General features: G+C 64.7%; 23 protein-coding genes. 14 read left to right on the top strand and 9 right to left on the bottom strand.

Translation table 11 applies throughout. The features are described from left to right. Both VFG49_RS02070 and VFG49_RS02065 read right to left on the bottom strand, forming a co-directional pair. Positions 1-425, bottom strand: a 425-nt coding sequence (locus VFG49_RS02070) for a C40 family peptidase (RefSeq protein ID WP_324857841.1), incomplete at its 3' end; no start/stop codon positions are given. A 142-nt stretch (positions 426-567) separates the two neighbouring features. Further along, entirely contained in the window at positions 568-1,896 is a 1,329-nt protein-coding gene (locus VFG49_RS02065) for a hypothetical protein (protein ID WP_324857840.1), read from the bottom strand. Between the two features lie 51 nt (positions 1,897-1,947). Here VFG49_RS02065 and VFG49_RS02060 point away from each other — a divergent pair, with 51 nt between their 5' ends. From VFG49_RS02060 to VFG49_RS02045, 4 genes are all read left to right on the top strand, one after another. Further along, positions 1,948-3,207, top strand: coding sequence for an NAD(P)/FAD-dependent oxidoreductase (locus tag VFG49_RS02060; RefSeq protein ID WP_324857839.1), 1,260 nt, complete (start codon positions 1,948-1,950; stop codon positions 3,205-3,207). A 58-nt stretch (positions 3,208-3,265) separates the two neighbouring features. Further along, complete coding sequence (gene gorA / locus VFG49_RS02055; RefSeq protein ID WP_324857838.1) at positions 3,266-4,612, top strand: glutathione-disulfide reductase; 1,347 nt, start codon at positions 3,266-3,268, stop codon at positions 4,610-4,612. Positions 4,613-4,657: 45 nt separating this feature from the next. Further along, positions 4,658-5,437, top strand: coding sequence for an N-formylglutamate deformylase (gene hutG, locus VFG49_RS02050; protein WP_324857837.1), 780 nt, complete (start codon positions 4,658-4,660; stop codon positions 5,435-5,437). Between the two features lie 188 nt (positions 5,438-5,625). Next, positions 5,626-5,853: a hypothetical protein gene (locus VFG49_RS02045; RefSeq protein WP_324857836.1), complete on the top strand. Its 228-nt coding sequence runs from the start codon at positions 5,626-5,628 to the stop codon at positions 5,851-5,853. A 71-nt stretch (positions 5,854-5,924) separates the two neighbouring features. Here VFG49_RS02045 and VFG49_RS02040 read toward each other — a convergent pair whose 3' ends face one another. The 7 genes from VFG49_RS02040 to asnS form a co-directional block, all read right to left on the bottom strand. Continuing rightward, the gene (locus tag VFG49_RS02040; protein ID WP_324857835.1) at positions 5,925-6,347 is read right to left on the bottom strand and encodes a RidA family protein; all 423 of its coding nucleotides are present in this window, start codon (positions 6,345-6,347) and stop codon (positions 5,925-5,927) included. Beyond that, the gene (can, locus tag VFG49_RS02035) at positions 6,344-7,012 is read right to left on the bottom strand and encodes a carbonate dehydratase (protein ID WP_324857834.1); all 669 of its coding nucleotides are present in this window, start codon (positions 7,010-7,012) and stop codon (positions 6,344-6,346) included. The genes VFG49_RS02040 and can overlap by 4 nt, the downstream gene beginning before the upstream one ends. Before the next feature lie 15 nt (positions 7,013-7,027). Continuing rightward, positions 7,028-8,479, bottom strand: a complete 1,452-nt coding sequence (locus VFG49_RS02030; RefSeq protein WP_324857833.1) for an aldehyde dehydrogenase — start codon at positions 8,477-8,479, stop codon at positions 7,028-7,030. A gap of 151 nt (positions 8,480-8,630) precedes the next feature. After that, complete coding sequence (locus VFG49_RS02025; protein ID WP_324857832.1) at positions 8,631-9,419, bottom strand: SDR family oxidoreductase; 789 nt, start codon at positions 9,417-9,419, stop codon at positions 8,631-8,633. Positions 9,420-9,449: 30 nt separating this feature from the next. Then, the gene (locus tag VFG49_RS02020) at positions 9,450-9,764 is read right to left on the bottom strand and encodes a hypothetical protein (protein ID WP_324857831.1); all 315 of its coding nucleotides are present in this window, start codon (positions 9,762-9,764) and stop codon (positions 9,450-9,452) included. Between the two features lie 34 nt (positions 9,765-9,798). After that, positions 9,799-10,599: a MalM family protein gene (locus VFG49_RS02015; protein WP_324857830.1), complete on the bottom strand. Its 801-nt coding sequence runs from the start codon at positions 10,597-10,599 to the stop codon at positions 9,799-9,801. An 83-nt stretch (positions 10,600-10,682) separates the two neighbouring features. Continuing rightward, positions 10,683-12,098 (bottom strand): asparagine--tRNA ligase, encoded by a 1,416-nt coding sequence (gene asnS, locus VFG49_RS02010; RefSeq protein ID WP_324857829.1) that lies wholly within the window; start codon positions 12,096-12,098, stop codon positions 10,683-10,685. Positions 12,099-12,232: 134 nt separating this feature from the next. On the opposite strand from asnS, the gene VFG49_RS02005 reads away from it, so the two are divergent. From VFG49_RS02005 to VFG49_RS01960, 10 genes are all read left to right on the top strand, one after another. Next, positions 12,233-12,559, top strand: a complete 327-nt coding sequence (locus VFG49_RS02005) for an iron-sulfur cluster assembly accessory protein (protein WP_324857828.1) — start codon at positions 12,233-12,235, stop codon at positions 12,557-12,559. A 241-nt stretch (positions 12,560-12,800) separates the two neighbouring features. Beyond that, a complete protein-coding gene (rpsF, locus tag VFG49_RS02000) occupies positions 12,801-13,238 on the top strand; it encodes a 30S ribosomal protein S6 (protein WP_324857827.1) in 438 nt (145 codons plus the stop codon). A gap of 14 nt (positions 13,239-13,252) precedes the next feature. Further along, entirely contained in the window at positions 13,253-13,483 is a 231-nt protein-coding gene (gene rpsR / locus VFG49_RS01995; protein ID WP_187056029.1) for a 30S ribosomal protein S18, read from the top strand. A gap of 215 nt (positions 13,484-13,698) precedes the next feature. Beyond that, positions 13,699-14,148: a 50S ribosomal protein L9 gene (gene rplI / locus VFG49_RS01990; protein WP_324857826.1), complete on the top strand. Its 450-nt coding sequence runs from the start codon at positions 13,699-13,701 to the stop codon at positions 14,146-14,148. A 206-nt stretch (positions 14,149-14,354) separates the two neighbouring features. Beyond that, entirely contained in the window at positions 14,355-15,794 is a 1,440-nt protein-coding gene (locus VFG49_RS01985; RefSeq protein WP_324857825.1) for a replicative DNA helicase, read from the top strand. Positions 15,795-15,944: 150 nt separating this feature from the next. After that, positions 15,945-16,097, top strand: coding sequence for a DUF3309 family protein (locus VFG49_RS01980; protein WP_324857824.1), 153 nt, complete (start codon positions 15,945-15,947; stop codon positions 16,095-16,097). A 10-nt stretch (positions 16,098-16,107) separates the two neighbouring features. Then, a complete protein-coding gene (locus VFG49_RS01975) occupies positions 16,108-16,323 on the top strand; it encodes a hypothetical protein (protein ID WP_324857823.1) in 216 nt (71 codons plus the stop codon). A gap of 201 nt (positions 16,324-16,524) precedes the next feature. Beyond that, positions 16,525-17,613 carry an alanine racemase gene (gene alr / locus VFG49_RS01970; RefSeq protein ID WP_324857822.1) on the top strand — a complete coding sequence of 363 codons (1,089 nt, stop codon included), beginning with the start codon at positions 16,525-16,527 and terminating at the stop codon, positions 17,611-17,613. Positions 17,614-17,693: 80 nt separating this feature from the next. Then, positions 17,694-19,079 (top strand): DNA repair protein RadA, encoded by a 1,386-nt coding sequence (radA, locus tag VFG49_RS01965; protein WP_324857821.1) that lies wholly within the window; start codon positions 17,694-17,696, stop codon positions 19,077-19,079. After that, positions 18,991-19,482, top strand: coding sequence for a DUF2866 domain-containing protein (locus VFG49_RS01960; RefSeq protein ID WP_324857820.1), 492 nt, complete (start codon positions 18,991-18,993; stop codon positions 19,480-19,482). The genes radA and VFG49_RS01960 overlap by 89 nt, the downstream gene beginning before the upstream one ends. The last annotated feature ends 50 nt before the right edge of the window (positions 19,483-19,532 follow it).

The following is a 19,532-nucleotide window of genomic DNA, read 5'->3' as shown; positions in this document are numbered from 1 at the left end:
GCGTGGACGAACCGCCCCTTGCCGACGTAGACGCCCACATGGCTGATGCCGGCGGTGCCCCCGAAGAACACCAGGTCGCCGCTCACCAGGTCGGTCATCTGGCGAACCCGGGCACCGTCCAGCTCGGACATCTCGCGGGAGCTGTGCGGCAGCATGAGCCCGGCGGCGTTGCGATAGATGTAATCCACCAGGCCGCTGCAATCGAAACCGCCATCGGGCGTGTTGCCGCCCCAGCGATAAGGCGTGCCGACCAGCGCGATGGCGCGGAACAGCACGTCATTGGCCGTACCGGCGCTGCCCGCCGGAGCACGGGCCGGCAGGTTGGCGAGAGCCGAATGGGATTCGCGGGAAACCGGCTTGCGCGGGCTGCTGGAGCAGGCCGCCAGAAGCGCAAGCGCGAGGGCCGGCAGCAGAAACCGCGCCATCCGCCACGGCGCGGGCGACAAGGACGTAGCGGCATCTTCCGGGCACATCATGCATCCCCTCGGGCATGGGTCGCGGCCGAGGTTAGCAAATCAATGGGTTGCGCGGAAGTTTTGAGTGATTACTCGAATATGTCTCCGGGCTTCATGAGCCCGGCTTGTCCACGGTGAGATTGCGCTGCCCCACGATCCGACCCTCGCGATCCTTGGCGACAACCCGGTACTCGCCCGGTCGCAGGTACAAGGTGTTGATGCTGTCGTCGGTGAGGAAGGTGTAACGGTCGGCGGGAATGGCGTCGTCGCTTTCGTTCGCATAGCGCGCTTCCACCACGCAGGGGAGTTGCTTGCGGCACATGTCGGCCGAGGCCACGCGCGTCACCCGCGCGCCATCGAGTGCCAGCCAGTGCGGTCGGCGCTGGTGGCCCGAAGGCGGCAGGATCACGTCCACGTCATGGCGCTCGGGATCGGATGCCCAGACGCTGCCGTTCTGCCGGTTGATCAGCACGGAAGGGCCGTTTACCGGGAACTGGGCGAACAGTTGCTTGTAGGGATCGGTATCGGGCATCGGGCCGATGTCGCGCCAGCGCGTCTGGTCGACCGTCAGCGGATCGAAACCGGTGAGCTGCTTGAGCTGCATGGCCATGGGCTTGATGGTGCCGCCGAGGTTGCCGGGCGCCTTGTCGATGTGCGCGTAGCCGGCGTGCACGAACAGGCGCGCCTTCGGATCCTTGGCAAACACCTGCCGGTAAAGCAGGTTGGCCTGCCCGGCCTCGCGATCGGCCAACACATCGGCTTCCGACTCATAGGCCACCACCTGGAAACCGAGTTTGATGGCCTGGCGAACGATGTCGCCGTAGAGCGGCTCGTGCAGGTACTGGCTGCCTGAACGTTCGACGGGGTAACCCCGCTTCATCAACTCGTCGTCGCTATTGACCAGCGCTTCGGCGGCGAAATAGTTGAAGCCCTCGGCGCGCAGCTTGGGCAGCAGTTCAAGCGTGAGCTCTCGCGTGTGGGCGTCGTGGTGCGCCTCGTTGACCATCACGATGCGACGGTCGGTGGCCAGCTTGGCAATCTGTTCGGCGGCATCGACGATCTGCCAGTCGGTGGCGGCTGGCAGCGGCACGCGGGTCTGCACGCGGTTGTCGAAAGGGAAGTCATAGATCGCCTCGTCGTAGAGGCCCAGCTCGTCCTCGACCGAAGCAAGCAATTGCTGGTCGATCAGGCGGTCTTCCTTGCTCAGCTGCAACATCACCTCCTTGAGGTACATGTAGCGGGCGAGGTCGGTCTTCATGTGCGCCGTCTCGGAAAAGAGATCGCGCGATACCTGCATGCTCGACGATGCGCTGGCCGGTCGTGCTTGCTGTTGCGCGCCGGCCTGCGCGCCGACCGAAAGCAGCGCGCTTCCCATGGCACACGCCATGGCCGCCTGCCACACGACCTTCATCCTGCCGGACTTCGTATCGGACGCTTCCATCGCTCTTGTCCCTCGGGGTAGGGCGGGCTGGGCAAACGCTACAATGGGTCTATGGATGCTTCACGCAGTGATGTATTGATTCTTGGCGGCGGCGTCATCGGCCTGGCCTGTGCTTATTACCTGCTGAAGTCCGGGACGACCGTGCGCGTTCTCGAGCAGGGTACCCCGGGCTGCGGCAGTTCGCACGGCAATTGTGGAACGATCACCCCGAGCCATGCCGCGCCGTTGGCGATGCCGGGCATGCTCGGCGTCGGGCTGCGCTCGATGCTGCGGGCGGATGCGCCGCTCTACATCAACCCGCGTCTCGACGGACCGCGCCTGCGCTGGTTGCTGGGCTTTGCCAGGCGCTGCAACTGGCGCGACTTCGAGCGTGCAGCGCATGCACGCTCGGCGATCCTGCAACGCTCGCGCAGCCTGCTGACCACGCTGGTGAAAGAAGAGGGACTGGACTGCGAGTTTGGCGAGGAAGGCGAACTCTACGTCTACCGAACGCCACGCGCCCTGCAGGCGGATGAAAGGCATCACGCCCAGGTGCTGGACCGGTTGGGTGTGCAAGTGCATCGATGGCGCGGCGACGAGGTGGAGGCCAGGGAGCCGGCATTGAAACCAGGCGTGGCCGGTGGCCTGTTTCATCCGGGCGATGCCCGCCTTCGCCCAGACCGCTACGCGGCGGAACTCGCGCAGCGCGTACTCGCGCTCGGCGGCGCGATCGAATCGGGCGCACGCATCGACCAGTTCGGTTTGCAGCATGGACGCGTCGACCACGTCCGCACCACGCGCGGCGTGTTTCGTGGCGAGCGCGTGGTGATGGCGCTTGGTGCGTGGTCGCCGCTTGCGGGCGAGCTGCTGGGCCTGCGCCTGCCGATGCAGCCGGGCAAGGGTTATTCCATCACCTATACGCGACCCTCGCTCGCGCCGCGCCATGCGCTGGTGCTGCGCGAAGCGGCGGTGTGCGTCACCACCTGGGAAACAGGCTATCGACTTGGCAGCACCATGGAGTTCTCCGGCTATGCCGAAGGGCTCAACCGCACACGCCTGGATGCATTGCGCCGCGGCGCCGCCGCCGGACTGCACGAACCGGAAGGTCCGCAGATGCTCGAGGAGTGGTGGGGCTGGCGGCCGATGAGTGTCGATGAAGTGCCGATCATCGGGCCCAGCACGCGCTGGTCCAACCTGATGTTCGCCACGGCGCACGGCATGCTGGGCGTGAGCATGTCGGCGGCCACGGGTGAGATGATCGCCGCCCTCGTGCGCGGCGACACGCCCTCGATCGATCCTTCACCCTACGCACCGGCGCGCTTTGGTGCCTGAGCTTTACGCCACCTGCTCGTTTGCCACCCTAGTGTGGTTGCATGGATAGGAGATTCCGATGGCCCAGACATTCGACCTGATCGTATTGGGTGGTGGTTCCGGTGGACTCGCCACGGCGTTCCGCGCCGCGCGCCATGGCGCGCGCGTGGCGTTGCTGGAGCCAGGGGCGTTGGGGGGCACCTGCGTGAACGTCGGCTGCGTGCCGAAGAAGGCACTGTGGAATGCAGCCCAACTAGCGCAGGGGCAGCAGCTGGCGGTGGACTACGGCTTCGCCTCCACGCCGGGCGCACTCGACTGGGAACGGTTCCGGCAACTGCGCCATGCCTACATCGACGGCATCCGGCAGCGTTATGCGACGCGCCTGATGGAGGCGGGCATCCATGTCTTCGCCGAAACCGGTCGCTTCGTATCGGCCCATACGATTGCCACGTCGGGCGGCGACGAGCTGAACGCCATGCAGATCGTCATCGCCACCGGCGGCCGTCCGCGCCGCCTCGACCTGCCGGGCTTTGACCTGGGCATGGTGTCCGACGACATCTTCGAACTTCGTTCGCTGCCGCGGCGCATCGCCGTCATTGGCGGCGGCTATATCGCCGTGGAATTTGCCGGACTGCTGCGCGCGCTGGGCAGCGAAGTGACGCTGCATGTACGCAACCGCGTGCTCACCGGCTTCGACGCGGAGCTGGTGGATGGCCTCACCACGCAGATGCAGGCACAAGGCATCGACATCACCGGCCAATGCAACGTATCCGGATTGCGCCGCGTCGATGACGACATCCTGATTGGCGATGAGGTGAACGGTTCTTGCGGCCCGTATGACGCCGTGCTGTGGGCGATCGGCCGCGTGCCCAACAGCGATCGCCTCGACCTCGAAGCGGCCGGCGTGCATGTCGACGAAGCCGGGCATGTGGTGACCGATGCCTGGCAGAACACCAACGTGCCTGGCGTCTATGCGGTGGGCGACGTTACCGAGCGTCCCGAGCTGACGCCGGTGGCCGTGGCGGCGGGGCGGCATCTCGCCGATCGCCTGTTCGGCGGACAGGCGGACAGTTGCCTCGATTACGAAAACATTCCCAGCGTGGTGTTCGCGGAGCCGCCGCTGGCCATGGTCGGCCTTACCGAGGCACAGGCGCGCGAATTCCACGGCGACCAGGTGCAGGTTTATCGCAGCCGCTTCACGCCGCTGGGACTGGCCGTGGCCGGCCACACCGCGCAGAGCATCATGAAGATCCTTTGTGTGGGCGAGGACCAGCGCGTGGTGGGCTTCCACGCGTTGGGTCCCGGCGCGGAGGAAATGATGCAGGGGTTTGCCGTCGCCCTGAAGATGGGCGTGCGCAAGCGCGACCTCGACGCGACCGTGGCGATCCATCCCAGCTCGGCCGAGGAAATGGTGCTGATGGGGTAGGGCGGCCTTCATGCCCGGCGATTCAGCCCAAGGTAAACTTGCCGCATGACTTCCATCGTTAGCCTGCATCGCGGCACTGCGCCGCTGCTCATCAGCCTGCCGCACAACGGTACCCACATCCCCGACGCTCTCGCCGCGCGCATGCACCCTGCGGCGCAGCGTTCGGTCGATACCGACTGGCATGTCAGCCGCCTCTACGAGCCGCTTGCCGAGATGCTGGGCGCCAGCGTGTTGAAGCCGCTGGCATCGCGTTATGTGGTCGACGTCAATCGTCCGGCGGATGGGCACGCGCTCTATCCGGGACAGCGCGAAACGGGCCTGGTATCCACGGTGGGCTTTGATGGCGAGCCGCTTTACCTCGATGGACAGGAGCCCACGGCCGATGAAGTTCAACGCCGGGTAAACGAATTCTGGCGTCCGTACCACGAGGCGCTGTCGCAAGAACTTGAACGCCTGCGTGCCGAGCACGGTCGCGTGGTGCTGTGGGAAGGACATTCCATCCGCAGCCGCGTGCCCATGTTGTTCGAAGGCCGCCTGCCCGATTTCAACCTTGGCACCGCCGACGGCACCAGCTGCACGCCCCCACTCCAGCAGGCGCTGCAAACCGTGCTGCAGGGCCAGTCGCGCTACAGCCATGTGGTCAACGGTCGCTTCAAGGGCGGCTACATCACCCGTCACTACGGGCGTGTGCATGCCGGCATCGAGGCCGTGCAACTGGAGCTGGCGCAGCTCAACTACATGGATGAAGACAGCTTCGCGTATGACGACGCGAAGGCTGCGCACGTGCAGGAACTGATCCTGCAACTGCTGCGGCACTGCGTGTAGGACGCAAGAAGATTCGAGCCGTGCCAGGCCTTTGCAATGTCAAGCCGTTCGTCGCTGAAATCTGGCAAAACTACGGGAAAAGCGCGGTGCAGATGCGCCTCGAAACATGTCATCGTGTAACCGCCGCGCCGCCCGTGTCGCCGGGTTCCGGCCGGGTCCGCGGCACACGACGTTCGAGGTTTGACATCATGCGCAAGTTTGCGATCGCTTCCCTGCTCGTGGCGAGCGTTGCCTTCTCCGGTTCCCTGTTGGCCCAGGACGCTACTCCGCAGGCCGCGCCCGCGACCAAGTCGTCGTCTTCTTCGCATCACCACAAGAAGAAGTCCGGCCAACCGGGTGCGCAGAAGCAGAAAGGCGGCAAATCCAACAAGAAATCGGCCAAGGCAACCCTGCCAGCCACTACCACCAGCCACTGATCCGTCCCGGTTCAGGGCCATAAAAAACCCCGGCACCATGCCGGGGTTTTTGCTTGCGACTACGAGCGGCCTCAATCGCGCCTGAGCGAGGCGATGCACTTCAGTTCGATGGCGATCGGCGTCGGCAGCGCGGTGATGCCGAGCGTCGTGCGGCACGCATCCACGCCGGCGAAATATTCCGCATAGAGCTTGTTGTAGACCGGGAAATCGCGGGCCATGTCGGTGAGGAATACCGTCACGTCGACCAGGTCTGACCAGCGTGCGCCACTGGCTTCGAGCACGGCACGTACGTTGGCGAACACCTGCCGGCACTGCGCCTCAATGTCGTAACCGATCAGCGCACCACTCGCGTCATGCACGTTGCCTGGAATGCTGTTGTCGCCCGGCATGCGCGGCCCGACACCCGAGAGAAACAGCAGTTCGCCCACGCGGCGCGCGTGCGGATAGGCGCCCACGGGCGCAGGTGCGTGGCTGGTGCGAACGATGTCGCTCAACGATTGAACTCCGGCACGGTGCCCAGGCGCTGCAAGGCATGTTCGTAGGCCGGCTTGAGGCCCTCGCGCGCACTCACGTGCATGCCCAGGTCGTTCACATGGCCATCGAACAGGCTGTAGCACCACGCATGCACGGACAACTTCTGCCCGCGCTCCCAGGCGTCCATCACCATGGTGGTATGGCACACGTTGACTACCTGCTCCATCGCATTGAGCTCGCACAGGCGCGCATTGCGCAGGTTCATCAGGTCGATGGACGTGAGCAGGCGCGAGTGCTTCTGGGCGACGTCGGCCACGTGGCGCAGCCAGTTGTCGACGAGGCCGAGGCGGCGATCGTCGAGCACCGCCTGCACGCCGCCGCAACCGTAGTGGCCGACCACGATGATGTGCTCCACCTTGAGCACGTCGACGGCGAACTGGATGGTGCTGAGGCAGTTGAGGTCGGTATGCGACACCACGTTGGCGACATTGCGCTGCACGAAGATGTCACCGGGCGGCAGGTCGACGATCTGCGTGGCCGGCACACGCGAATCGGAGCAACCGATCCACAGGTATTTGGGTGCCTGCTGCTGGGCAAGACGTTCGAAGAAGCGAGGGTCCTGTCCGCGGACGGCGGCAGACCACGCACGGTTACTGTCGATCAGGCTTTGGAGTGGGCTTTTCACGTCGGTCGTCTCAACTCAATAGCGAATGCAGATGTTTTTCGGCTCGGTGAAGAAGCGCAGCGCTTCCGTGCCGCCTTCGCGGCCGAGCCCCGATTGCTTCGTGCCGCCAAAGGGCGTGCGCAGGTCGCGCAGCAGCCAGCAGTTGATCCACACGATGCCGAAGTCCAGTTGGGCGCCGAAGCGATGCGCGCGCGACAGGTCGCGCGTCCATACCGAGGCGGCGAGGCCGTAACCGGTACCGTTGGCGATGGCCAACGCGTCGGCTTCGTCCTCGAAGGGAATCAGGGTGACCATTGGGCCAAAGATTTCGTGCTGGTTGGTGATGGCATCGCTGGCCAGACCCTCGATCACCGTGGGCGCCACGAACCATCCGGACTCGCAGCGGCCGGCAACCTGCACGGAGTCGCCGCCGCACAGGACGCGGCCGCCTTCTTCGCGCGCGGTGGCGATGCAGCCCAGCACCTTGTCGAAGTGTTCGCGCGACACCAGTGCACCGAGGTCGCTGCCCGCTTCATCCGGATCACCGACATGCAACGCCTTGACGCGTTCGAGGTAGCGCTCGCGGAAGCTGTCATAGATCGAGCGCTGCACCAGCAGGCGCGAACCGCACAGGCAGATTTCGCCCTGGTTGGCGAAGCCCGAACGCACGATGGTGTCGAGGTTGGCGTCGCTGAGGTCGGCATCGTCGAACACCACGGCAGGGTTCTTGCCACCGAGCTCCAGCGACACCTTCTTGAACTGGGGTGCCGCCACGGCCGCGATCTGCGCGCCGGTGCGCGTGCTGCCGGTGAACGACACCGCCTTCACCGCCACGTGCTCCACGATGGCCTGCCCGACAGTGGGGCCGCGGCCCTGCACGATGTTGAGCACGCCCGCAGGAAAGCCTGCCTCGATGCTCAACTCGCCCAGCAGGGCGGCGGTGCAGGGCGTGATTTCCGAGGGCTTGGCCACCACCGTGTTGCCCGCCGCCAGCGCCGGCGCAATCTTCCAGGTGAACAGGTACAGCGGCAGGTTCCACGGGCTGATGCAGCCCACCACGCCCAGCGGTTGGCGCAAGGTGTAGTTGATCGCCCCGGTTTCCATCGCGTGCGATTCGCTGCCCCAGGTCACGATGCCGGCGGCGAAATGGCGGAGATTGGCGATGGCGCGTGGAATGTCCAGGTTGCGAGCCTGGACTAGCGGCTTGCCACTGTCGCGCGATTCCAGTGCGACGAAGGCGTCCATCCGTGCCTGGATGAGATCCGCCAGCGTGTGCAGCAGACCGGCGCGCTTCTCGGCAGGTGTCGAAGCCCAGGCCGGTGCTGCACGACGCGCTGCGTCAACGGCATCGGCGACGTCATCAGCGGAGGAATCGGGGCAGTGCGCGAAAACCTGGCCGGTCGCCGGTTCGAAGACATCCAGCCATTGATCGTTGCGAGGCGCCTGCAGGCGGCCGTCAATCAGGTTGGCGAGGCGCAAATGTGGCATCAGCGCAAGCTTAAGGCCTGGATCGTTCAAATGCACCGGACGCATGCGTACGCGCCTCCCGGAGTTGTTTTTGTAGGAGCGCACCCTGTGCGCGATCGACGGTCGGCATTGTCCCGTACTGCAATCGCGCCCAGGGCCAGGAATACAGGTGTCAGCTCAGCGTGCGCGTGCGCCCGCCATCCACCGCAATGCTCACGCCATTGACGTAGGCCGCGGCCGGCGAGCACAGAAAAGCCACCACCGCCGCGACTTCCGATGCCTCGCCGAAGCGACGCGCGGGCACCGAGGCCAGCATGCCCTTGGCGATTTCGTCGCCGCTGCGTCCGCTCTGGCTGGACTGCGCCGACAACAGGCTGTCCAATCGGGCGGTGCGCGTGTAACCCGGCAACACGCTGTTGACGGTGATGCCGTCGGCAGCCAGTTCGCTGGACAGCGTCTTCGCCCACGCCGCCACCGCCGCACGCACGGTGTTGGACACACCCAATCCTGCGATCGGTTCCTTCACTGACGTGGAAATGACATTGACGATGCGTCCGTAGTGCGCAGCGCGCATGCCCGGCAACAAGGCCTGGACCAGGATTTGTCCTGCCAGCAGATGCTGCCGGAAGGCGGCCTCATAAGCGGCTGGTTCGGCGGAGAAGGCGGGGCCGCCCGGCGGTCCACCCGTGTTGTTGATCAGGATCTCCACGGCGCCCTCGGCCACCACGCCGGCCAGTGCGTCCCGCAGGTTGTCGGTTTGCGACATGTCCGCCGCCAGCCATTGATGCTGTTGTCCGTGCTTGCGGGGCAATTCGGCGGCAACCGCTTTGAGCGTATCCGTCGAGCGTGCGAGCAGGATGACGCTGGCGCCCAGTTCCGCCAATTCGATGGCACTGGCACGGCCAATGCCCTGCGATGCGCCACAGACCAGGGCGCGACGGCCACTCAGGTCCAACTGCATGGAAAGCTCCTTGCGGTGGAGGGAAGACGATCAGCGCGCGTTGAGCTGGATGCCGAGCGCGCCGAACCAGCAAAGCCAGGCTGCCCACAGACTGTAGCGCCAGGCGCGACGCCAGCGCGTGATGGCGTTGTCTTCCAGCGCCGGCAGCACCGGCGAGCGCAGCGCCAGCTGCAGGCGCATCCAGGTGCGCATCAGGTTGGCCGGCTTTCCATCCGCCTCGGCGATGATCTGCCATTGCTTCGGGTGATTGCGGCGCAACAGCGAGGCCACGCGATATTGCGAGCCGAAGTGGAGCAGGAAGCAGGCAACGCCAGCGGTCAGTAGGGTGAGGTAGAGCTCGATCATGCCGTGCCTGTCATGGGGTTGCGTGGGTACGCGCTCAACTCTGCGGCGCGCTGCCCGTGGCCGGAGCCACGCCGGTGTTGTCGGGAGTCGTCGTTTGCGGCGTCGCGGACTTTGGCTTGCCATCGCCAAGGCCCGGCAGCGGAATGGCGTCGCGCAGCGTGCTCAGTACGCCGTTGCCCTGTTGCGGCTTGGCGCAGATCGCATTGTCGACGGCGGCCTGGTAGGTCTTGTCCATTACGCCTAGCCAGACGGTGCCGTCGGGGCCGTGCGGCACCTTGAAAGTGCCGGCGGACGCCATCTTGACCGGTGCCTCGGCGGAGAACGCCGCCGGAGACTGTTCCCAGTAGGTACTGTCCGCCTGCTGCTTCGCGGAGCTGTACAACACGAGGTAACGAGCACGCTTGTCGGTGATCTCGACGGCGCCGAAGGCACCGGTGGTTTCATCGGTCCAGCCCATGTGTTCGCATAGGCCGATGTCCTGCGACGCGATCGGCTGGAATGCGTCGTCCAGCAGTACCACCGTGGGCGCGAACAGGTAGCTGGCGCGCAGCCAGCGGCCGTTCAATTCGGACTTGATGGCGATGCGATACGGCAGCTGCGTTTCGCGCGGCAGGCTGAAGCTCAGGAAATAGCTGCGCTCGCCATTGAGGTTCACCACTAGGCTGCCGGGTCCGAGCACGAACCTCCGCGGTTGCCAGGGCAGCGAGTTCTGGAATGAGAAGTCCGCGAACGTGCTGCAGCAGGGTGTGGCCTGCTGCAGCGTCTGGCGCGCCTGGTCCAGGCTCACGCGCGAGTCTTCCGGCGCCCGGAGGTTGGGCGGCACGAAGGATTTCATGCTGTGGCATCCAGCCGCCAAGGCGGCGGAGACAGCGATGGCAGTGGCAGCGATCAGGCGATAACGCATGGCATAACCGTCAATCAGAATTCGGCCGTCCCCGCCGCACGCGGGTAGGGGATGGCATCGCGAATGTTGGAGAGACCGCATACATACACCAGCAGGCGCTCGAAGCCGAGGCCGAAACCGGCGTGGGGTACCGTGCCGTAGCGACGCAGATCACGGTACCAGCCATACGTGGCCGGATCGAGGCCGAACTGGACCATGCGGCGGTCGAGGTAGTCCAGGCGTTCCTCGCGCTGGCTGCCGCCGATGATCTCGCCGATGCCCGGGGCCAGCACGTCCATCGCGGCGACGGTCTTCTCGTCGTCGTTCAAACGCATGTAGAAGGCCTTGATCTGCTCGGGGTAGTTCATCACCACCACCGGGCGGCCGACATGCTTCTCGGCGAGATAGCGCTCATGCTCGGTCTGCAGGTCGATGCCCCAGACCACCGGGAACTCGAACTTCTGGCCGGACTTCTTGAGGATGTCGACCGCTTCGGTGTAATCGATGCGCGCAAACGGTTCGGCAATAAAAGCTTCCAGGCGGCTGATGGCATCCGGCTGCACGCGTTCGGCGAAGAACGCCATGTCATCCGCGCGTTCCTCCAGCACGGCCTTGAAGATCGCCTTGAGGAAGCCCTCGGCGCAATCGGCATCGGCGTTGAGGTCGGCAAAGGCGATCTCGGGCTCCACCATCCAGAACTCAGCCAGGTGGCGCGGCGTGTTGGAGTTTTCGGCGCGGAAGGTCGGGCCGAAGGTGTACACCTTGCTCATCGCCAGGCAGTAGGCCTCGACGTTGAGCTGGCCGGACACGGTGAGAAACGCCTCGCGACCGAAGAAGTCCTTGCGGAAATCGATCTTGCCGTCCGGCGTGCGCGGCAGGTTGGCCAGGTCCAGCGTGGACAGGCGGAACATGTCGCCCGCGCCTTCGGCGTCGGACGTGGTGATGATCGGCGTGTTGATCCAGAAGAAGCCCTGTTCGGTGAGCCAGCGATGGATCGCCGTCATCATCGTGTGGCGCACGCGGGTCACCGCGCCGAACAGATTGGTGCGCGGGCGCAGGTGGGCCACCTCACGCAGGAACTCCATCGTGTGCGGCTTGGGCTGGATCGGATAGGTCAGCGGATCGTCGACGAAGCCCGTGACCTCGACGCTGTCGGCCTGGATCTCGAAGCGCTGCCCCTTGCCCTGTGAAGCCACCAGCGTGCCGGTGACGATCAGGCCGGCGCCGGTGGTGAGGCGCTTCACCTCGCTCTCGTAGTTGGCCAGCTTGTCGGTCGCCACCGCCTGGATCGGGTCGAAGCAGGAACCATCGGTCACATTCACGAAGGACAAGCCGCCCTTCGAATCACGGATCGTGCGCACCCAGCCGCGCACCGTGACCACACTGCCGGCCTCGATAGAGCCGGAAAGGGCCTGCTTCACGCTCGATAGAATCGGGCTAACCACCGCCATGGATTGAAACTCCTGCTGAGCGCCGCATATCGGACGCGTAAGACGAATCTGGCATGATAAACGACGTTCCGTTCAGGTAGCGACCCTTCGCGCCCGATTTCCGACCATCGAATCTCACGGTAGTTGCACCGCCCATGACCATCACCATCACGCCTGCCGCCAGCGAACGCATGCGCTCCTTCCTCGCCGGCACCCCTGGCGCCGCCGGCGTGCGCTTCGGCGTAAAGAAGACCGGCTGTTCCGGCTTTGGTTACGTAGTGGACCTGGCGACGGCTGTGGGCGAGGGCGACCGGTCGGTGGACGTGGATGGCATCCCGCTCATCGTCGACGAGAAGAGCCTGCCCCTGATCGACGGCACCGTGATCGACTTCCAGCGTCAGGGCCTCAACGCCAGCTTCGTGTTCCACAACCCCAACGCCACCGGTGAGTGCGGTTGCGGCGAGAGTTTCACGGTCGGCTGAGCGCTATCAGGCGCGACACGACTTACGCACGTCATCCCCGCTTTCGGGCGTATGACGTGCCTGAGAGGGTGTAAGGCTTGGGTGACCCTGCATTCTGAACCGCTTGCCCCAAGCCCCTGAATTCACTTACACTTCCGCTTCTGTCCAAGCCCAACGGGTTTGGACGGAACCTTGCCTCACCGCATAGCGCGGGAGGCTGCCAGGCCCCAAAAGGGCCGCATCCACAAGGAGTTACCCCCCAATGTCCCTGCGACATTACGAAGTCGTGTTCCTGGTCCACCCTGACCAGAGCGAGCAGGTCCCGGCCATGATCGAGCGCTACAAAGCGCTGATCGAGACCGACGGCGGCAAGATCCACCGCCTGGAAGACTGGGGCCGCCGTCAGCTGGCTTACCCCATCGTGAACCTGGCCAAGGCTCACTACGTCATGCTCAACATCGAAGTCAGCCAGAACGCGCTGAACGAGCTCGAGTCGGGCTTCCGTTTCAACGACGCCGTGCTGCGCCACCTCGTCATCAAGCGTGATGAGGCTGACGTCGAGCAGTCCTTCATCCTGAAGTCCAAGGAAAAGGATGACGCCAAGTCCTCGCGTCGCCGCGACGACGACAGCGATGGTGATGAGCGCCCGGCCCGTCGCGAGCGCGACGACCGTGACAACGATCGCGACAGCGACGACTGATCAGGAGCACAGACATGTCCAAGTTCTTCCGCCGCCGCAAGTTCTGCCGCTTCACTGCCGAGAAGGTGAAGGAGATCGATTACAAGGATCTCAACACCCTGCGCCAGTACGTCACCGAGAACGGCAAGATCGTTCCGTCGCGCATCACCGGCACCAAGGCCAAGTACCAGCGTCAGCTGGCGACCGCGATCAAGCGCGCTCGCTTCCTGGCTCTGCTGCCGTACACCGACAACCACGACGTCTAAGTCGTGGCTTTGCTTCCTCTCCCCTGTGGGGAGAGGACTGAGGTGAGGGGCGGGTCTCGCGGTAGCGCTGCTACGAAGTTCGCTTCGATGCTGCCATCTCGCAAGATTGCCCCTCACCCCAACTCTCTCCCCGAAGGGGAGAGGGAGCTGAAAACCTTCGGACAACCGTCCACGGCTGCGCCGGGCCCATCCGGTGCTAACGAATAGGAACCATCATGGAACTGATTCTTCTCGAAAAAGTCCGCAACCTCGGCAATCTGGGCGACAAGGTCAAGGTCAAGCCGGGTTACGGCCGTAACTACCTGCTGCCGCAGGGCAAGGCCGTGCCGGTCAACGCTGCCAACCTCGAAGCCTTCGAGAAGCGCCGCGCCGAGTACGAAGCCAAGGCTGCCTCGCAGCTGTCCGGCGCTGAAGGCCGCAAGGCCAAGCTGGAAGGCGCTTCGGTGACCCTCACCGTGAACGCCAGCCCGGAAGGCAAGCTGTACGGCTCGGTCGGTCCGCGCGAAATCGCCGAGGCCCTCGAGGTCGCCGGTTACGAAGTGCACAAGAACGAAGTGATCCAGGGCGAAGGCCCGATCCGCCACACCGGCGAGTTCGAGGTCGTGATCGCGCTGCACGCCGACGTGCAGACCCAGGTCAAGGTGATCGTGATCGGCGAAAAGTAAGCCGATCCATCGCTTGCGATACCCAGACGGGCGCCTCCGGGTGCCCGTTTGCTTTTGGGCGAGGCGAGTGGTTTTCCACCGCGTTATCCACAGCTGACCACAGGTTTTCCACAGGGTTATTGTCTCGCGGCCTGAGATGGCGCCGCGTATGCTCTGTGCCTAATGCCATGCCACCGGCGATCGCGCCGGTTCGCTGAGGAACCGCGATGTCCTTCGTTTCCGACCGTTCCGATCGTCCCGAGCGCTCCGAGCGCCGCGGTCGTTCCGAGCGCAAGTCCAACCCCAGCATCGACGCGCTGCGCGTGCCGCCGCATTCGATCGATGCGGAACAGGCCGTGCTTGGCGGCCTCATGCTCTCGCCCGATTCGCTGGACAAGGTGGCCGATCGCCTGGGCGAGCAGGACTTCTACCGCAAGGACCACCGCCTGATCTGGCGCGCCATCACCGAACTGGCCAGCAAAGGCATGCCCTGTGACGCGATCACGCTGGGCGACTGGTTCGAGGCCAACGGTCTGGCCGAGATGGTCGGGGGCGCCGCTTACCTCATCGAATTGGCCAATACCACGCCCAGCGCGGCGAACATTGGTGCCTACGCGGATATCGTGCGCGAGAAGTCGGTGCTGCGGCAGCTGATCGACGCCGGCACGGGCATCGCCGAGGACGGCTATCAGCCCGAAGGCATGGGCGTGCAGGAGGTGCTTGAGCGCGCCGAGCAGGCGGTGTTCAAGATCGCCGAGTCCGGTGCCCGCGGCAAGAAAGATACGGTGTCGATGCGCGAGGCCGTCAAGGATGCGTTCCGCATCCTGTCCGAGCGCTTCGAGAACAAGGGCCAGCTCACCGGCGTTTCCACCGGCTTCTCCGACCTGGACGAGCTCACCTCGGGTCTGCAGCCTTCCGACCTCATCATCGTTGCGGCGCGTCCTTCGATGGGCAAGACCGCGTTCTCGGTGAACATCGCCGAAGCCGTCGCGATGCGCGGCAAGAAGAAGGCGGTGGCGATCTTCTCGATGGAAATGTCGGCCTCGCAGCTGGCCTTCCGAATGATTTCGTCGGTCGGCCGCATTCACGCGCAGCACCTGCGCAACGGCGACCTTGCCGAAGAGGACTGGCCGCGCGTTACCAATGCGATCGCGTTGCTTTCCGAGGCGAAGATCTTCATCGACGATACCCCGGGCCTTTCCCCGGTGGAAATGCGTTCGCGTTCGCGCCGACTGCATCGCGAGCACGGCGGCCTGGGCCTTATTGTGATCGACTACCTGCAGCTGATGCAGGTGCCGGGCAACAAGGAAAACCGCGCAACGGAAATCTCCGAGATCTCGCGCTCGCTCAAGGGCCTGGCCAAGGAACTCAACTGCCCGGTGATCGCCCTGTCGCAGTTGAACCGTTCACTGGAACAACGTGCCGACAAGCGTCCGATGATGTCCGACTTGCGCGAGTCGGGTGCTATCGAGCAGGACGCGGACGTGATCATGTTCATCTACCGCGACGAGTACTACAACAAGGAATCGCCAGACAAAGGCCTGGCCGAAATCATCATCGGCAAGCAGCGTAACGGCCCGACCGATACGGTAAAGCTGACCTTCCTCGGGCATTACACCAAGTTCGAGAACTACGCGCCCGATTCGTTCGTGGGTGCGTTCGAATAAGGCCTGCGCGTGCGGTACAGGTCCGGTTCCACTACAGGAACGGCACCTGTACCGACCCGACCGTATGCGCGAAGTCCACACGAATCCCCGGCGGGATTCACATAATCCAGCGCAACCTCGTAGCCGGTTTTCCTGCACGAGGCACAACACATGTCGCTGATACTTCTGCTCATCATCGTGTTGCTTTTGCTCGGCGCACTGCCGGCTTGGCCGTATAGCCGTGGCTGGGGTTACGGTCCCAGTGGTGGCCTTGGCCTCATCCTCATCATCCTGATCGTGTTGTTGGTACTGGGCGTGCTTTGAGGATGCAGCCATGAACCGGACCGTGATCCTTGCTTCACTGGCCGTCGCCTGCCTGGCGCTGGGTGGTTGCGGAAGCTCCACCCGCGTCGTGCAAAACAATGAAACCTGCGGCAAGCAGATGACCGATCTGCAGGACGCGCTGGCGTCGGGCGCCATGAGCCAGCATGAATACGATCGGGCGCGCCGGGTCGCCATCGAACGTTGCAACACGAAAGACACGCACTGAGCAAGCATGGCTGTCGGTGGGGCAGCCTTGCCCGGGGATTGCCATGGGTGCGCCCCGGGCGTGCCGGGCCGGAAAGTTAGGCTGGGTGCATCGGGTCGGCTAGGCCGCGGACAGGACTGGTAAGCTTGCCGTCCTGTCCGGAGCCGGCCGGCCCCATTTTTCCGACCACTTCCCACCGCGCCGTCACGGCGCCGAGCAGGCATGAGCCGTACTACCGTCGCCACCATCCATCTGGGCGCACTGCGCCATAACCTTGCACGCATCAAGCAGCTGGCCGCGCCTGCGAAGGTGATGGCGGTCGTCAAGGCCGATGCCTATGGCCATGGGCTGGAGCGGGTGGCGCGCGCGCTTGACGGTGATGCGCACGCCTTCGCGGTCGCGGCGCTGGGTGATGGTCTGCGCCTGCGTGCGGCAGGCCATCGGCAGCGCATCGTGGTGTTGTCCGGCCCCGATCGCGCCAGCGACATCGCCGAGATGCAGCGGCTGAACCTCGATGCCGCGATTCATCACCAAGAACAATTGCACTGGCTGAAAGAGGCGTCTCCCGCGCGCGGCGCGCTGCGGGTGTGGCTGAAGGTGGACAGTGGCATGCATCGCCTGGGCTTTGCGCCCGAGGCAGTGGCTTTCGTGCATGCCCAGCTCGCTGCCATGCCGGGCATCGATCCGGAAATCGGTCTCCTCACGCATTTCGCCGAATCGGAAGTATTCGACGGCGTGCAGACGCCGGCCCAGATTCGCCGTTTCGCCGACGCCACGCGCGGGTTGCACGGCCCGCGCTCCTTGTCGAACTCGGCGGCGGTGCTGGGTTGGGGCGAAGCCAAGGGCGACTGGGTTCGCACGGGCGGGCTGCTTTATGGCCTGTCCGTGGTGGATGGCAAGACTGGCGCGGACTTTGGCTTCCGCCCGGCCATGACGCTGAGCACGCGCCTCATTGCCATCAACCATATCGGGCAGGGCGAGCGCATTGGGTACAACGGTACGTGGACCTGCCCGGAAGACATGCCGGTGGGCGTGGCTGCCGTGGGTTATGGCGATGGCTATCCGCGCAGTGCGGTGGCCGGCACGCCTGTGTTGGTGGGCGATGTCCGCGTACCGTTGATCGGCCGCGTGTCGATGGACCTGGTCACGCTGGACCTGCGGCAGGCGCCCAGCGCGAAAGTGGGCGATCGCGTGACGCTATGGGGACCGGAATTGCCGGTGGAGATCGTGGCGGAGCGGGCAGCTACCATTTCCTACGACCTCACCTGCGGCATGACCCGTCGCGTACTGTTCGTCGAAGACGAGCAATAGACGACGCATCGCCGTCTCGCCGCCTGCGATGATCGCCCGCTAAGCTCATCGCCATTCGTTGTGCATTCCAGGGATTCCCGATGGCCAAAGCCAAGACCGCCTATGTCTGCGCCGATTGCGGCGCGGAGCACTCCAAATGGCAGGGCCAGTGCATCGAGTGCAATGCCTGGAACACCTTGAGCGAATTCGTGGTGCAGCCGGCGGTAAAGTCGGTGGGCGCCGCACGCACGACGGGCTATGCGGGCGCTGCCGCGGGCTCACCCAAGGTCACGCCGCTCACCTCGGTGGCGCTCCAAGCGGAAATGCGCACGCTGACCGGCATCGGCGAACTCGACCGCGTCCTGGGCGGTGGCCTGGTCGACGGCTCGGTGGTGCTAATCGGCGGCGATCCGGGCATCGGCAAATCCACGCTGCTGCTGCAGATGCTGGGCACGCTAGGCATGCAGATGCCCAGCGTCTATGTCACCGGCGAGGAATCGCTCGCCCAGGTGGCCGCGCGTGCGCAGCGCCTGGACCTGCCGCTGGCGCCGTTGCATGCGCTGGCGGAAACCTGCATTGAGCGCATCATCGAGCAGGCACTCGCGAGCCGTCCACGCGTGCTGGTGATCGACTCCATCCAGACCATCTGGACCGAACTGCTCACGGCGGCACCGGGCTCGGTGAGCCAGGTGCGCGAATCGGCCGCCAAGCTCACGCGCTTTGCCAAGGAAACCGGCACCTCGGTATTCCTCGTGGGCCATGTCACCAAGGAAGGCGGCATCGCCGGACCGCGCGTGCTGGAGCACATGGTCGACGCCGTGCTTTATTTCGAGGGCGAATCGGGCAGCCGCTTCCGCGTGCTGCGCGCCTTCAAGAACCGCTTTGGCGCGGTCAACGAACTGGGCGTGTTCGCGATGACCGAAAAAGGTCTGCGCGGTGTCGCGAATCCCTCGGCGCTCTTTCTCTCGCAGCACGAGCAGAGCGTGCCGGGTTCATGCGTGCTTGTCACCCAGGAAGGCTCGCGGCCGCTGCTCGTCGAAGTGCAGGCGCTCGTCGACACTGCCCATGTGCCCAATCCGCGCCGCCTCGCGGTCGGCCTCGAGCAAAACCGGCTCGCCATGCTGCTGGCGGTGCTGCATCGTCATGCGGGCATCGCGTGTTTCGACCAGGACGTGTTCCTCAACGCCGTGGGCGGCGTGAAGATCACGGAACCGGCCGCCGACCTGGCCTTGCTGCTCGCCATTCACTCGTCGATGCGTAACAAGGCGTTGCCCAAGGGTCTGATCGTATTTGGTGAAGTGGGGCTCGCGGGCGAGATTCGACCGTCGCCGCGGGGTCAGGAGCGTCTGAAGGAAGCTGCGAAGCTCGGATTTTCATGCGCCCTGATTCCCCGGGCCAATGCGCCCCGGCAGCCGATCGACGGCTTGCAGGTCATTGCCGTGGAGCGCATCGAGGAGGCGATCGACCGCGTGCGCGAACTGGATTGAACGCGTCGCGCTTCGATGGCAGGCGTACTGTCGCGTAATGATTAGTAACAACCCTGGTTTTCGCTGTAACCATTTTGCACGTCGTTTTCCCTATCCTTGGCGCGATGTTCAATCCCGTGCCGGCGGAAAGGATAGCGACTTGAAACAGACTGATACGTCCTGCGGCGATCGATCGATCGTCGTGCGCGGCTGCCGGGTTTCGGAGCCGCTCATGCAGCCTTGGGGCAGCGGTTGCCGCATCGTCGAGTGGATCGACGGCGACGGGCGCATTTCACGCCGTGTCGTGGCGGAAGACGTGACGGCGGCAGAGGTGCGCAGCACCATCGCCCATCACGTGGAAGGCCGCAAGTACGTGCTGTACGACGACGAACGCTCACCGCGGCAAACCCTGCCGCGGCGTTAAACAAAAAAATGGGCGCTGCAAAGCGCCCATTTTTTTCTTGTGCGCATGGC

Origin of the sequence: Dyella sp. (assembly GCF_035685885.1) — a bacterium.
Classification (GTDB): domain Bacteria; phylum Pseudomonadota; class Gammaproteobacteria; order Xanthomonadales; family Rhodanobacteraceae; genus Dyella.
The sequence above is the reverse complement of the archived record's forward strand: the minus strand, read 5'-3'. Positions and strand labels throughout refer to the sequence as shown.

What these genes read in the sequence shown, in the direction of transcription:
- VFG49_RS02065 (WP_324857840.1), bottom strand. Translation starts at nt 1,896, where the DNA reads ATGGAAGCGTCCGATACGAAGTCCGGCAGGATGAAGGTCGTGTGGCAG.
- VFG49_RS02060 (WP_324857839.1), top strand. Translation starts at nt 1,948, where the DNA reads ATGGATGCTTCACGCAGTGATGTATTGATTCTTGGCGGCGGCGTCATC.
- gorA (WP_324857838.1), top strand. Translation starts at nt 3,266, where the DNA reads ATGGCCCAGACATTCGACCTGATCGTATTGGGTGGTGGTTCCGGTGGA.
- hutG (WP_324857837.1), top strand. Translation starts at nt 4,658, where the DNA reads ATGACTTCCATCGTTAGCCTGCATCGCGGCACTGCGCCGCTGCTCATC.
- VFG49_RS02045 (WP_324857836.1), top strand. Translation starts at nt 5,626, where the DNA reads ATGCGCAAGTTTGCGATCGCTTCCCTGCTCGTGGCGAGCGTTGCCTTC.
- VFG49_RS02030 (WP_324857833.1), bottom strand. Translation starts at nt 8,479, where the DNA reads ATGCCACATTTGCGCCTCGCCAACCTGATTGACGGCCGCCTGCAGGCG.
- VFG49_RS02025 (WP_324857832.1), bottom strand. Translation starts at nt 9,419, where the DNA reads ATGCAGTTGGACCTGAGTGGCCGTCGCGCCCTGGTCTGTGGCGCATCG.
- VFG49_RS02020 (WP_324857831.1), bottom strand. Translation starts at nt 9,764, where the DNA reads ATGATCGAGCTCTACCTCACCCTACTGACCGCTGGCGTTGCCTGCTTC.
- VFG49_RS02015 (WP_324857830.1), bottom strand. Translation starts at nt 10,599, where the DNA reads ATGAAATCCTTCGTGCCGCCCAACCTCCGGGCGCCGGAAGACTCGCGC.
- asnS (WP_324857829.1), bottom strand. Translation starts at nt 12,098, where the DNA reads ATGGCGGTGGTTAGCCCGATTCTATCGAGCGTGAAGCAGGCCCTTTCC.
- VFG49_RS02005 (WP_324857828.1), top strand. Translation starts at nt 12,233, where the DNA reads ATGACCATCACCATCACGCCTGCCGCCAGCGAACGCATGCGCTCCTTC.
- rpsF (WP_324857827.1), top strand. Translation starts at nt 12,801, where the DNA reads ATGTCCCTGCGACATTACGAAGTCGTGTTCCTGGTCCACCCTGACCAG.
- rpsR (WP_187056029.1), top strand. Translation starts at nt 13,253, where the DNA reads ATGTCCAAGTTCTTCCGCCGCCGCAAGTTCTGCCGCTTCACTGCCGAG.
- rplI (WP_324857826.1), top strand. Translation starts at nt 13,699, where the DNA reads ATGGAACTGATTCTTCTCGAAAAAGTCCGCAACCTCGGCAATCTGGGC.
- VFG49_RS01985 (WP_324857825.1), top strand. Translation starts at nt 14,355, where the DNA reads ATGTCCTTCGTTTCCGACCGTTCCGATCGTCCCGAGCGCTCCGAGCGC.
- VFG49_RS01980 (WP_324857824.1), top strand. Translation starts at nt 15,945, where the DNA reads ATGTCGCTGATACTTCTGCTCATCATCGTGTTGCTTTTGCTCGGCGCA.
- VFG49_RS01975 (WP_324857823.1), top strand. Translation starts at nt 16,108, where the DNA reads ATGAACCGGACCGTGATCCTTGCTTCACTGGCCGTCGCCTGCCTGGCG.
- alr (WP_324857822.1), top strand. Translation starts at nt 16,525, where the DNA reads ATGAGCCGTACTACCGTCGCCACCATCCATCTGGGCGCACTGCGCCAT.
- radA (WP_324857821.1), top strand. Translation starts at nt 17,694, where the DNA reads ATGGCCAAAGCCAAGACCGCCTATGTCTGCGCCGATTGCGGCGCGGAG.
- VFG49_RS01960 (WP_324857820.1), top strand. Translation starts at nt 18,991, where the DNA reads ATGCGCCCCGGCAGCCGATCGACGGCTTGCAGGTCATTGCCGTGGAGC.